Origin of the sequence: Sedimentitalea sp. (genome assembly GCF_039973035.1) — a bacterium.
GTDB lineage: Bacteria > Pseudomonadota > Alphaproteobacteria > Rhodobacterales > Rhodobacteraceae > Sedimentitalea.
On sequence record NZ_JBDWLR010000042.1, the window covers coordinates 89,742 to 102,668 of the forward strand.

Annotated in this window: 14 protein-coding genes; 13 read left to right on the plus strand and 1 reads right to left on the minus strand. The window is 60.4% G+C overall.

Annotated elements, in window-relative coordinates:
- The first annotated feature begins 79 nt into the window (after window positions 1-79).
- The 4 genes from ABJO75_RS09120 to ABJO75_RS09135 are packed head-to-tail and all read left to right on the plus strand — an operon-like array spanning window position 80 to window position 5,381.
- The gene (locus tag ABJO75_RS09120) at window positions 80-1,684 is read left to right on the plus strand and encodes a carboxyl transferase domain-containing protein (protein WP_348135455.1); all 1,605 of its coding nucleotides are present in this window, start codon (window positions 80-82) and stop codon (window positions 1,682-1,684) included.
- 58 nt (window positions 1,685-1,742) lie between these two features.
- Window positions 1,743-3,680 (plus strand): acetyl/propionyl/methylcrotonyl-CoA carboxylase subunit alpha, encoded by a 1,938-nt coding sequence (locus ABJO75_RS09125; protein WP_348135457.1) that lies wholly within the window; start codon window positions 1,743-1,745, stop codon window positions 3,678-3,680.
- A 58-nt stretch (window positions 3,681-3,738) separates the two neighbouring features.
- Window positions 3,739-4,599: a hydroxymethylglutaryl-CoA lyase gene (locus ABJO75_RS09130; RefSeq protein WP_348135459.1), complete on the plus strand. Its 861-nt coding sequence runs from the start codon at window positions 3,739-3,741 to the stop codon at window positions 4,597-4,599.
- Window positions 4,599-5,381 carry a crotonase/enoyl-CoA hydratase family protein gene (locus ABJO75_RS09135; RefSeq protein WP_348135592.1) on the plus strand — a complete coding sequence of 261 codons (783 nt, stop codon included), beginning with the start codon at window positions 4,599-4,601 and terminating at the stop codon, window positions 5,379-5,381. The genes ABJO75_RS09130 and ABJO75_RS09135 overlap by 1 nt, the downstream gene beginning before the upstream one ends.
- A 6-nt stretch (window positions 5,382-5,387) precedes the next feature.
- On the opposite strand, the gene ABJO75_RS09140 is transcribed toward ABJO75_RS09135, so the two are convergent.
- Window positions 5,388-6,449: a nitronate monooxygenase gene (locus ABJO75_RS09140; RefSeq protein ID WP_348135461.1), complete on the minus strand. Its 1,062-nt coding sequence runs from the start codon at window positions 6,447-6,449 to the stop codon at window positions 5,388-5,390.
- A gap of 221 nt (window positions 6,450-6,670) precedes the next feature.
- Here ABJO75_RS09140 and ABJO75_RS09145 point away from each other — a divergent pair, with 221 nt between their 5' ends.
- From ABJO75_RS09145 to nuoF, 9 genes are all read left to right on the plus strand, one after another.
- Window positions 6,671-7,036: an NADH-quinone oxidoreductase subunit A gene (locus ABJO75_RS09145; protein ID WP_348135463.1), complete on the plus strand. Its 366-nt coding sequence runs from the start codon at window positions 6,671-6,673 to the stop codon at window positions 7,034-7,036.
- Entirely contained in the window at window positions 7,027-7,575 is a 549-nt protein-coding gene (locus ABJO75_RS09150) for an NADH-quinone oxidoreductase subunit B family protein (protein ID WP_348135466.1), read from the plus strand. Before ABJO75_RS09145 ends, ABJO75_RS09150 begins: the two co-directional genes overlap by 10 nt.
- Complete coding sequence (locus ABJO75_RS09155) at window positions 7,572-8,177, plus strand: NADH-quinone oxidoreductase subunit C (RefSeq protein WP_348135468.1); 606 nt, start codon at window positions 7,572-7,574, stop codon at window positions 8,175-8,177. Before ABJO75_RS09150 ends, ABJO75_RS09155 begins: the two co-directional genes overlap by 4 nt.
- The gene (locus ABJO75_RS09160; protein WP_348135470.1) at window positions 8,177-8,350 is read left to right on the plus strand and encodes a hypothetical protein; all 174 of its coding nucleotides are present in this window, start codon (window positions 8,177-8,179) and stop codon (window positions 8,348-8,350) included. The genes ABJO75_RS09155 and ABJO75_RS09160 overlap by 1 nt, the downstream gene beginning before the upstream one ends.
- Entirely contained in the window at window positions 8,351-9,580 is a 1,230-nt protein-coding gene (locus ABJO75_RS09165; protein WP_348135472.1) for an NADH-quinone oxidoreductase subunit D, read from the plus strand.
- A gap of 82 nt (window positions 9,581-9,662) precedes the next feature.
- Complete coding sequence (locus ABJO75_RS09170) at window positions 9,663-10,886, plus strand: NADH-quinone oxidoreductase subunit E (protein ID WP_348135474.1); 1,224 nt, start codon at window positions 9,663-9,665, stop codon at window positions 10,884-10,886.
- Between the two features lie 29 nt (window positions 10,887-10,915).
- Complete coding sequence (locus ABJO75_RS09175; RefSeq protein WP_348135476.1) at window positions 10,916-11,368, plus strand: hypothetical protein; 453 nt, start codon at window positions 10,916-10,918, stop codon at window positions 11,366-11,368.
- A gap of 26 nt (window positions 11,369-11,394) precedes the next feature.
- On the plus strand, window positions 11,395-11,622 hold the full coding sequence (locus ABJO75_RS09180; RefSeq protein WP_348135477.1) for a DUF5337 domain-containing protein: 228 nt from the start codon (window positions 11,395-11,397) through the stop codon (window positions 11,620-11,622).
- A 6-nt stretch (window positions 11,623-11,628) separates the two neighbouring features.
- Window positions 11,629-12,927 (plus strand): NADH-quinone oxidoreductase subunit NuoF, encoded by a 1,299-nt coding sequence (gene nuoF / locus ABJO75_RS09185; protein WP_348135480.1) that lies wholly within the window; start codon window positions 11,629-11,631, stop codon window positions 12,925-12,927.

Genomic DNA, 12,927 nt, shown 5'->3' on the forward strand with positions numbered 1-12,927 from the left:
GATTGCGGTTGACCGTCGCCCGGATGGTGGCCCGCTTCGACAATTATCGTCGCGCAGCGGCGGAACAGGAGGCTGAACAGTGAGACTGACATCAAGCGCTCTCCCGTCTTCGGACGGTTTCAAACAGAACCGCGCCGCGCATCTAGAGGCGCTAGAGACCATCCGTACCGCCACCGGGGCTGCCCGGCTCGGCGGGGGCGAGAAATCCCGTGCCCGTCACGAAAGCCGGGGCAAGATGTTGCCGCGCCGACGGGTTGCGAACCTGCTGGATGCGGGCTCGCCCTTTCTTGAGATCGGCGCAACGGCGGCACATGACATGTATGATGGTGCAGCCCCCTGTGCAGGCGTGATAGCCGGGATCGGGCGGGTGCAGGGACAAGAGGTCATGGTTGTCTGTAATGACGCCACCGTAAAGGGCGGCACCTATTACCCGATGACCGTCAAGAAACACCTGCGCGCTCAGGAAATCGCCGAAGAAAACCATCTGCCCTGTATCTATCTGGTCGATAGTGGCGGGGCGAACCTGCCGAACCAGGACGAGGTGTTTCCGGACCGCGACCATTTCGGGCGCATCTTTTACAATCAGGCCCGGATGAGCAGCAAGGGTATCCCGCAGATTGCCGTGGTGATGGGGTCCTGCACCGCTGGTGGCGCCTATGTGCCTGCGATGTCGGATGTCACCATTATCGTGCGCGAGCAGGGGACAATTTTCCTTGCCGGTCCACCACTGGTCAAGGCGGCGACAGGCGAGGTTGTCAGCGCCGAGGACCTGGGCGGTGGCGATGTACATACCCGCCTGTCGGGGGTGGCGGATTACCTGGCCGAAGACGACGCGCATGCGCTGGCGCTCGCCCGGCGTGCCGTTGGGTCGCTGAACCGGGGCAAACCTACGACCGTCCAATGGGAAACACCGGAAGAGCCGGCCTATGACCCGGAAGAGCTTTTGGGCGTCGTGCCTGCGGATTTGCGCACGCCTTACGATATTCGCGAAGTGATCATACGTCTTGTCGATGGCAGCCGGTTTGATGAATTCAAGCCGCGCTTTGGCGAGACCTTGGTGACTGGGTTTGCCCATCTCAGAGGCTGTCCGATTGGGATCATTGCCAATAATGGCGTGCTGTTTTCAGAGGCCGCCCAGAAAGGCGCGCATTTTGTCGAACTGTGTTCACAGCGCAAAATTCCGCTGGTCTTTTTGCAGAACATCACCGGCTTTATGGTCGGGCGGAAATACGAGAACGAAGGCATCGCGCGTCACGGGGCCAAGCTGGTCACAGCCGTTGCCTCGACCAATGTGCCCAAAATCACCATGCTGGTCGGCGGCTCGTTTGGGGCCGGGAACTACGGCATGGCCGGTCGGGCCTATCAGCCGCGCTTTTTGTGGACATGGCCCAACAGCCGCATTTCTGTGATGGGCGGCGAACAGGCCGCCGGGGTTCTGGCGACGGTCAAACGCGATGCAATCGAGCGCGGCGGCGGTGAATGGTCATCCGAGGAAGAGGCAGAGTTCAAGCGTCCCACAATCGAGATGTTCGAGCACCAGTCCCATCCGCTTTATGCGAGCGCGAGGCTGTGGGACGACGGCATCATCGACCCTCGAAAATCGCGTGATGTGCTGGCATTGAGCCTGTCCGCCGCTCTGAATGCACCGATCGAGGATACACGCTTTGGCGTGTTCCGGATGTGAGGTGATATCATGATTTCGGGTTTGAAAATGCTGCGACTGAATGAGGAAGGCCAACACGATGTTTGACACGATCCTGATTGCCAATCGCGGCGAAATTGCCTGCCGCATCATGGAAACCACACAAAAGATGGGCGTGCGCTGTGTCGCGGTCTATTCGGATGCGGATGCCGGTGCCAAACATGTGCAGATGGCCGATATGGCGGTGCATATTGGCGGACCGGCCCCGGCAGACAGCTATCTGAAGGGCGAGCGGATTATTCAGGCGGCACATGATACTGGTGCGCAGGCGATTCACCCGGGCTATGGCTTTTTGTCCGAAAACCCCGATTTTGTTGATCAGGTCGAGGCGGCCGGGCTGACATTTATCGGACCATCGGGCGACGCAATTCGCAAGATGGGTCTGAAAGACGCGGCCAAGGCGCTGATGGAAGAGGCCGGTGTGCCGGTGGTGCCGGGCTATCATGGCAACAATCAGGAACCCGATCATCTGGCGACAGAGGCGGATGCCATCGGTTATCCCGTGCTGATCAAGGCAGTTGCGGGCGGTGGCGGCAAAGGCATGCGGCTGGTCGAGAAACCGGCAGATTTCGCCGCCGCGCTGGACAGCGCACGGGGCGAAGCGAAAACCGCGTTTGGCAATGACGCCGTATTGGTTGAAAAATTCGTCGCCAAACCGCGGCATATCGAGGTGCAGATTTTCGGTGACGGCACAAATGCCGTGCATCTGTTTGAGCGGGACTGTTCCTTGCAGCGCCGCCACCAGAAGGTGATCGAAGAGGCGCCGGCCCCCGGTATGACTGAAGACATGCGGGCAGCGATGGGGCAGGCCGGTGTGCGAGCCGCCGAAACCATCGGTTACTCAGGTGCCGGTACGGTCGAGTTCATCGTCGATGCCAGCGACGGGCTGCGTCCGGATCGGTTCTGGTTCATGGAAATGAATACGCGGCTGCAGGTCGAACACCCCGTGACCGAAGCGATCACCGGCGTCGATCTGGTTGAATGGCAATTGCGTGTCGCCTCAGGCGAGGCATTGCCCGCCGCACAGGGCGATCTGTCGATCAACGGGCATGCGTTTGAGGCGAGGCTTTATGCCGAGGACGTGCCAAAGGGCTTTCTGCCTGCAACCGGCACGCTGACACATCTGTCATTCCCCGACGGCTGTCGTGCAGATAGCGGCGTGCGGTCAGGAGATGTGATATCGCCGTGGTATGACCCGATGATCTCTAAGGTCACGGTTCATGGGCCGACCCGTTCGGTTGCGCTGGCCCGGCTTGATCGGGCGTTGGCAGAGACGCAGGTGGCGGGGACAGTGACCAACCTCGCGTTTCTGGGCGCATTGACCCGGCATAAAGGTTTTGCCTCGGGTGACGTCGATACAGGATTGATCGGTCGCGATATCGATACGCTTGTCGTTGCGTCAGAGCCTGATCCACGCCACTGGGCGGCGGCGGGGATGGTCGCACTGGATGTCACGGGGGGCGATTGGGCGACAGGTTTTACCCTGTGGGACCCCTTGGTGCGCGCAGTCACGCTGGCGTGGCAGGACGAACCGACCGAATTGCAGATGCGGGCGGACGGGCCGGGTCGGCAGTCCTGGACCGTGGGCGAGGACGAGGTCATCGCGCAGCAGATCGGCGGACGCTGGCAGATCGGTGGCGACCCCATGCCCAAAACAGCGAGCGCCGACGGTGTCGTCACGGTGTTTGACGCCTATGGTCTCGCCTTTGACATCATTGACCCGCTTGAACGGGCGACGGGCGCAGCAGGGGATGGCAACCTGATCGAGGCGCCGATGCCCGGACTGGTCAAGTCGGTGTTTGCCGAGGTCGGACAGGCGGTTGCCGCAGGCGACAGGCTTGCAGTGCTCGAAGCGATGAAGATGGAACACGCTTTGCTCGCCGCGCGCGATGGTGTCGTGGCCGAAGTGTTGACGACAGCGGGTGCGCAGGTCGAGGCCGGTGCCGCGCTTGTGCGGCTTGAACCCGAAGAAGACTGATCGACGCGCCAAAATACGGTGCTAGGGTCGTGCAGGCCAAACTGCGTTGGGAGAGACGATGAGCGATTCTGTTGAGATATTCGAGGTTGGACCGCGTGACGGTCTGCAGAACGAAAAGCGCGAGATACCAGTCGAAGAAAAGATCGCGCTGGTCGATTGCCTGAGCGGTGCCGGGTTTACGCGCATCGAGATGGCAAGTTTTGTTTCACCGAAATGGGTTCCGCAGATGGCCGGCAGCGGCGATGTGCTGGCAGGGATCAACCGCGCACCTGGCGTGCGCTATGCGGCGCTGACGCCGAACATGCGCGGATATGATGATGCGCGCACCGCCGGGGCTGACGAGATTGCGGTGTTTGCATCTGCCAGCGAAGGGTTTTCAAAGGCGAATGTGAACGCGACGATTGCCGAAACGATCGAGCGTTTCAAACCGATTCTTGAGGCAGCGCGGCATGTGGACATGCCGGTGCGGGCCTATATCTCCTGCGTGACGGATTGTCCGTTTGATGGCAAGACGGACCCTGCCAAGGTGGCGGAACTAGCCGATACGCTGTTTGCGCACGGCTGCTATGAAATCTCATTGGGCGATACCATCGGACAGGCGACGCCGGACAGTATCGCGCGCATGTTGATCGCGGTGCGCGACCATGTGCCGGTGTCGCGGCTGGCCGGGCATTATCACGACACAGCGGGACGGGCGCTTGCGAATATCGACGCCTCACTGTCGTTGGGCGTGCGTGTCTTTGATGCTGCCGTCGGTGGTCTGGGCGGCTGCCCCTATGCACCCGGTGCAAGCGGCAATGTTGCGACCGAGGCTGTGGCGGATCATCTTCAGCGGCTCGGCTATGAAACCGGGCTTGATATGGATGTGTTGCGCAAGGCGGCGGACATGGCGCAGGCCATGCGCGGCGGAGACGCATGATGTATCAGACGATCGAAATCGTCACCGATGACAGGGGTGTGGCAACTCTGACGCTGATCCGTGTGGACAAGCACAACGCCATGTCAGCCCAGATGATTGCCGAATTGACCGAGGCTGCGGCACAGTTGTCCGCAGACGATGCCGTGCGTGTGGTCGTTCTGGCGGCGCAAGGAAAATCCTTCTGCGCAGGTGGCGATCTTGGCTGGATGCAGGCGCAGATGGCGGCGGATAGTGAGACCCGTTTTCGCGAGGCGCGCAAGTTGGCCGAGATGCTGGGCGCGCTGAATACGCTGCCCAAACCAGTGATCGGGGCGGTGCAGGGCAATGCCTTTGGCGGCGGGCTGGGTCTGATGAGCGTCTGTGATGTTGCGATCGGGGCGGATCATATCAAGATGGGGCTAACCGAAACCCGGCTGGGTCTGATCCCGGCGACCATCGGGCCTTATGTTGTGGCGCGAATGGGCGAAGCACGAGCGCGTCGCGTGTTCATGTCGGCGCGGCTGTTCGGGGCTGCCGAAGGGATTGATCTGGGCCTCTTGGCGCGCATCGTACCAGCAGATGATCTGGCCGAGGCGGTCGAGCGCGAGGTGATGCCTTATCTCTCCTGCGCGCCGGGTGCGGTGGCGTCAGCCAAGCAACTGGTGCGCGATCTGGCGCCGCAGATCGACGATGCCGCGATCGACATGACCATCCGGGCGTTGGTCGATCGTTGGGAGACCGAAGAGGCCGCCGAGGGAATCGGCGCGTTCTTTGACAAGCGCAAGGCCAGATGGATGTCCTGAGCGTGCTCAGCCGAACTGTGACAGCGTTTCGTCCCACAAGCGGGTGATGATGCGCTCTGCGGGCTCGTCGGATGCGCGGGCCGCAGATTGCCCGGCCCAGGCCTGCATCGCATCAATGTTGCCGTCTTTCGCCGCCTTGGATCGCATCGGCCCGGTCAGCGACCGCTGAATAGGGTAGGGCGCGGGGGCGGGACCATCAGAGGTGGCATAGGCATTTCGCACGGATCGGCCCAAGCGTCCTGAAAACGCGGTTGTCGCAATTGTATCCTCTGGCGCCGTCCGGGCCAGAGCCGCAGCCCATGTCGGATTGGTCTGGGCCTCGGGTGCGCGCAAAAAACCGGTTCCGATCTGCACCGCCGATGCGCCGAGTACCAGCGCCGCGGCAATGCCCCGTGCATCCGCGATGCCCCCGGTTGCGACCACGGGGACATCCACGGCGTCAGCCACGGCGGGCAACAGGGCAAACAGCCCCACCAAAGCACTGGCAGCCTGATCCGCGTCAAATGCACCGCGATGACCGCCAGCCTCCATCCCTTGTGCGACGATGACATCTGCCCCGGCCTCGGCAGCGGCGCGCGCCTCGGCAACCGTGGTGACGGTGGCGAACCACTTGATGCCGCGCGCTTTCATCTCGGCCACGATATCCGGCGGATACAGCCCCATGATCGAGGACATTGCCGACGGCGACGCCGCGAGCATCGCGCGACATTGTTCGTCGAAATCCAGTAATGGCGTCTCTGCCGCGTCTTCAGGTACGGCAGGGCCCCACTTCGCAAGATGATCGCGCAGATGTGCTTCGTGCTGTGCATCTCGGCGGGGGGTGGGGTCCGGGATCCAGATGTTCATCTGAAAGCTGCCGTTTGATGTTTCTCGCATGTCGCGAGCCCAGCCGTTGATCTGCTCCGGAGTCATCAGCAATGCCCCGCAGGCGCCCATGCCGCCCCCCGCCGCGACTGCCGCCGAGAGCGAGACGGGACAGGCCCCCGCCATCGGCGCAAGCAGAATGGGGCAGCTTATTCCCAACTCTTGGGCAAAATCGCTGGCGCGTGTCAGTGCCGGGTGCATCATTTTCTCCGCTCTTGTCCGGGTGCTCTTGAACATGAACACATGGCAACATGCGCAGGTCAAGCCGTGCAAATGCAGGGTCGGGCAGCGTGAGTCGGCTCTGCGCTGCGGCGATAACGCCTGTTCGCAAGGTGTTCCCTTGGTTGACCACCCGGATCGGCAAGAGTAGACAAATCCTTAGTCAGCGCCATGTGATACCGTGCGCAGCAAGAATGGAGACGCTCATGGAAGAGATGTTGCGGGAATACCTCCCGATCCTGGTGTTTCTGGTCGTCGCGGTGGGACTCGGAATCGTTCTGATCCTGGCAGCGGTGATCTTGGCTGTGCGCAATCCTGACCCTGAAAAGGTCAGCGCCTATGAATGTGGGTTCAACGCGTTCGACGATGCGCGCATGAAATTCGATGTCAGATTCTACCTCGTCTCGATCCTCTTCATCATCTTTGATCTCGAAATTGCGTTCCTGTTTCCATGGGCCGTCGGGTTCAAGGATCTGAGTGATACGGCGTTCTGGTCGATGATGGTGTTTCTCGGCGTGCTGACGCTCGGGTTCGCCTATGAATGGAAGAAGGGGGCGATGGAATGGGAGTAGGTGAGACTGCACGGCAGACGAACCGGAATACTGCCGGCGTTGACAGGGACGTTGCCACCCAAGCGCTGAATGCCGAACTGCAGGACAAGGGCTTTCTGCTGACCTCGACCGAAGACATCATCAACTGGGCCCGCACCGGCAGCCTGCATTGGATGACATTCGGATTGGCCTGCTGCGCCGTGGAAATGATGCATACATCGATGCCGCGCTATGATGCGGAACGGTTTGGCATCGCCCCGCGCGCCTCGCCGCGCCAGTCGGATGTGATGATTGTTGCCGGGACACTGACCAACAAGATGGCGCCCGCGCTGCGCAAGGTCTATGACCAGATGCCCGAGCCGCGCTATGTGATTTCTATGGGCTCCTGCGCCAATGGCGGCGGTTATTACCACTATAGCTATTCGGTGGTGCGCGGATGCGACCGCATCGTTCCGGTCGATATCTATGTGCCGGGCTGCCCGCCCACCGCAGAGGCGTTACTGTATGGGCTGATGCAGCTTCAGCGCAAGATCCGCCGCACAGGGACGATCGTACGATGAGCGCCGCACTAGAGGAACTGGGAACTCATATCGAGCTCAAGCGCCCGGAATGTGTGCTGGCTTGGGATGTCACCCATGGGGAGCTCAACGTGAATGTGACGCCGGCCTCGCTGGTGCCGTTTGTCGAGTTCCTGAAGTCGGATGCGACCTGCCGGTTTTCGTCGCTGGTCGATATCACGGCGGTCGATTATCCCGAACGGGCAAAGCGCTTTGACGTCGTCTATCATTTCCTGTCGATGTACCAGAACCACCGCATTCGCCTGCGTGTCGGCGTGCGGGAAGATGAAATGTTGCCGTCGATCATCGAGGTACACCCCTCGGCCAACTGGTTTGAGCGCGAAGTCTTTGACATGTTCGGCATCCTGTTTACCGGCCACCCGGACCTGCGGCGTATCCTGACGGACTACGGCTTTCGCGGGCATCCGCTGCGTAAGGATTTCCCGACCACGGGCTATACCGAGGTTCGCTACGACGAGGCGGAAAAGCGCGTGGTCTACGAACCCGTGTCGCTGGTGCAGGAGTACCGGCAGTTCGACTTCATGAGCCCCTGGGAAGGGGCCGAATACATCCTGCCAGGGGATGAGAAACCGGAGGCGAAGTAATGGACGGTTTGTGGTGGCTTATCCTGTCGGCATTGACGGCGATCCCGATGCTCAAGCTGTTGCCGTTCTTCGGCATCAACAAATACTGGGCTGCGGCCTGCCTGATTCCATTTGGCACTATCGCGCTGCTGTGGTGGATGGGGATCAAGCTGCAAGAGCTGGAGAAACGATAGATGGACGGCTCGAAATTTGACGACGGATCGACCGATGCCCTGACCGGCGAACAGAAGATTCGCAACTTCAACATCAACTTTGGCCCCCAACACCCGGCGGCGCACGGCGTGCTGCGGCTGGTGCTGGAGCTTGACGGCGAAATCGTCGAGCGTTGTGACCCGCATATCGGTCTCTTGCATCGCGGCACCGAAAAGCTGATGGAAAGCCGGACCTACCTGCAGAATCTGCCCTATTTCGACCGCCTCGATTATGTCGCGCCGATGAATCAGGAACATGCCTGGTGTCTGGCCATCGAAAAACTGACCGGGGTCGAGGTGCCGCGCCGCGCCAGCCTGATCCGGGTGCTTTATTCCGAGATCGGCCGCATCCTCAACCATCTGCTGAACGTGACGACACAGGCGATGGACGTTGGCGCGCTGACGCCTCCGCTCTGGGGGTTTGAAGAGCGCGAAAAGCTGATGGTGTTCTATGAACGTGCCTGCGGCGCGCGGCTGCACGCCGCCTATTTCCGGCCCGGTGGAGTACATCAGGATCTGCCCGACGATCTCATCGACGATATCGAAACATGGGCCGCTGATTTCCCCCGTGTGATGGCCGATATCGACGGGCTATTGACCGAAAACCGTATCTTCAAACAACGCAACGCCGATATCGGTGTCGTGTCCGAGCAGGACATCCTCGATTACGGCTTCTCCGGCGTCATGGTGCGCGGCTCGGGTCTTGCCTGGGATTTGCGCCGCTCGCAGCCCTATGAATGCTATGATGAGTTCGAGTTTCAGATCCCGGTCGGCAAAAACGGCGATTGCTACGACCGCTATCTCGTCCGCATGGAAGAGATGCGCCAGTCGCTGCACATCATCAATCAGGCGATTACAAAGCTGCGCGCCCCCGAAGGCAAGGGTGATATCCTGGCCCGTGGCAAGATCACCCCGCCGTCGCGCAGTGACATGAAGACCTCGATGGAAAGCCTGATCCATCACTTCAAGCTTTATACCGAAGGGTTCCACGTCCCAGCTGGCGAAGTCTATGCCGCCGTCGAGGCCCCCAAGGGCGAATTCGGCGTCTATCTTGTGGCCGATGGCAGCAACAAACCCTACCGCGCCAAGATCCGCGCCCCGGGTTTCCTGCACCTGCAGGCGATGGATTATGTAGCGGGCGGGCACCAATTGGCCGACGTCGCGGCGATCATCGGAACCATGGATGTCGTGTTCGGGGAGATCGATCGCTGATGCTGCTTCGCCCCCTTCATCTTTGCCAAAATACTCCCGCCGGAGGCGTCCCACGTCTCAGCGTGAACAGAAAGACGTTCTAATGCTCCGCCGTCTGCACCCCGAACAACCCAAAACATTCGCTTTCACCGATGCCAATATGGCTTGGGCCGAGGCGCAGGTCACCAAGTACCCCGAGGGCAGGCAGGCCAGCGCGATCATTCCGCTGTTGTGGCGTGCGCAAGAGCAGGAAGGCTGGCTGACGCGACCGGCAATCGAAGCTGTGGCTGACATGCTGGGCATGGCCTATATTCGCGCGCTTGAAGTCGCCAGTTTCTACTTCATGTTCCAGCTTCAACCGGTGGGCAGCGTTGCTCATTTCCAGATTTGCGGCACGACCTCCTGCATGATCTGCGGAGCAGAGGATCTGATGGCGGTCTGTCAGGACAAGATCGCTGCAAAGCCGCACATGCTGTCGGCTGATGGCAAATTCAGCTGGGAAGAGGTTGAATGCCTCGGCTCTTGTGCGAATGCGCCGATGGTACAGATTGGCAAGGATTATTACGAAGACCTGACCGCCGATCGGTTCGGCGAGATCATCGACGAACTGGCGTCGGGCAAGGTGCCGGTGCCGGGCCCGCAGAATGGGCGCTATGCATCCGAACCGCTGAGCGGTCTGACCAGCCTCAAGGAATTTGACAGCGGCCATACCAAGTACAATGCCAGCGTGCAGTTGGCCGTTGATATCGGCGACACTGTTAAACGCATTGATGGCACCGAGGTTCCGTTACTGACGCCTTGGCGCAAGGACGCGGCAAACAGTGCCGAGAAACCCAAAGCGGCTGTGCCCAAGGCAAAGGAACCTACCAAACCAGCGGCAGGGACTGCCGATGGCACGGGTTTGGTGAAACCCTCCAGTGCTTTGCCGGGCCAGACCGAACTGGCGACGCGCAAGGGTGCGTGGAAATACGAGGCCGGTGGAACGCCTGAAACGAAGACCGACAAGACCGAAGTGCCGACAGAAGTTGTCGCCGGAGAAAAGCCGGTGTTTCTTGATGCGGCGCGGGATGGTACGCCTGACGATCTGAAACTGATCAAAGGCGTCGGCCCTAAACTGGAAAGCGCGCTGAACAGCATCGGTGTGTATCATTTTGATCAGGTTGCGAGTTGGAGCCCGGCGGAAGTGGCTTGGGTTGATCAGAACCTGATCGGCTTCAAGGGCCGGGTCAGCCGTGATGACTGGGTCGAACAAGCAAAGAAACTGGCCGCAGGGGAAGAGACAGAGTTCGCCGCACGGGCCAAACAGGACGGGATTTACGACACCTAAGGGAAACGACAAGGCGAGGGGATAGAGTCATGAGCACATCATCAAATAACACGGGGCGGAGCTGGGTTGCCGCAGCAATAGGCGGGGGCATCGTCGGAATCTTGCTGCTCGTTGTCGGGTCCGGTGTGGTCATCGCTCTGGTTGTAGCTCTGGTGATTTTTGCGGCGGGCCTCATGTTGTTGCCTCGGGGAAAGGCATCCGTAACCGAGGAGACCCGCGAGGTCAGCAGCCCCGCAGCCCCGGTCCAAGCGGCGAGCCCAACCCCGCCTGCACCGGAACTCGCCGTCGCCGAAACACAACCTGAGCCTGAGCCTGTTGCCACCAAAGTGGAACCTGCGCCGGAACCAAAGGTATCCGAAACGGAGCAGCCGGGCCTTACCGCGAGCACCTTGATCAAGACATCCAAGGCGCTTCCGGGGCAGGTGGAACTCGCCGCTCGCAAGGGCACATGGCGCTTTGAAAACAACTCCGCCTCGGCATGAGGCACCCGACTGACGAACCGAAGTGAATGAACGACGAACGCAATCTCGCCATCGCCCGCAAGGGACGACATATCGCCCTGGTGATCGCCGGGACGACATTGCTTTGGCTTGCGGTTACTCTTTTCATCGGACCGGCCGTCGGACTGCCGGGACGCTACGCTCTGCTCTTCGATTTCATTGCCCTGGCTGGATTTGTCTATGCAGGCATCAACACGTATCAACTCTGGCGCATGCGTCAGGATAGTCAAAGGTAGGCAGCCATGCTGAAAGACCAGGATCGGATATTTACCAACCTGTACGGGATGCATGACCGCACTCTGGCCGGTGCCAAGGCGCGTGGCCATTGGGACGGGACGGCAGGGCTGATCCAGAAGGGGCGCGACTGGATCGTGCAACAGATGAAGGACTCCGGGTTGCGCGGTCGCGGCGGCGCAGGCTTTCCAACGGGGCTCAAATGGTCGTTCATGCCCAAGGAAAGCGATGGGCGTCCCGCCTATCTGGTGGTGAATGCGGATGAGTCCGAACCGGGCACCTGCAAGGACCGCGAGATCATGCGCCATGATCCGCATACGCTGATCGAAGGTTGCCTGATCGCGTCCTTCGCGATGAACGCCAATGCCTGCTATATCTACATCCGTGGCGAGTACATCCGCGAGAAAGAGGCGCTGCAAAATGCCATTGACGAGGCCTATGACGCGGGTCTGTTGGGCAAGAACGCCGCCGGGTCAGGTTGGGATTTTGATCTCTACCTGCATCACGGCGCAGGCGCCTATATCTGCGGTGAGGAAACCGCCCTGCTGGAAAGCCTTGAAGGCAAAAAGGGCATGCCCCGTATGAAGCCGCCATTTCCGGCGGGCGCGGGGCTTTATGGCTGCCCGACGACCGTGAACAATGTCGAATCCATCGCTGTGGTACCAACGATCTTGCGGCGCGGTCCTGACTGGTTCGCAGGCTTTGGCCGGGCCAACAATGCAGGCACCAAGCTGTTTGCGATCAGCGGTCACGTGAACGCACCCTGTGTTGTCGAAGAGGCGATGAGCATCAGTTTTGAAGAACTGATCGACCGCCATTGCGGTGGCATTCGTGGCGGTTGGGATAACCTCAAGGCGGTCATTCCGGGCGGATCATCGGTGCCTTGCCTGCCCGGCAAAATCATGAAGGAAGACTGCATCATGGATTTCGACTGGCTGCGCGAGCAGCGGTCGGGTCTGGGAACCGCGGCGGTGATCGTGATGGACAATGACACCGATATCATCAAGGCGATCTGGCGGCTGAGCAAATTCTACAAGCATGAAAGCTGTGGGCAATGCACGCCCTGCCGCGAAGGCACCGGCTGGATGATGCGCGTGATGGACCGTTTGGTGACAGGCGATGCAGAGGTCGAGGAAATTGACATGCTGCTCGATGTGACCAAGCAGGTCGAAGGCCATACAATCTGCGCATTGGGTGATGCGGCCGCATGGCCGATTCAGGGGCTCATCCGGAATTTCCGGGATGAAATTGAGGATCGGATCAAGCACAAGCGGACAGGGCGCGTGAGCGCGGTCGCTGCGGAGTAG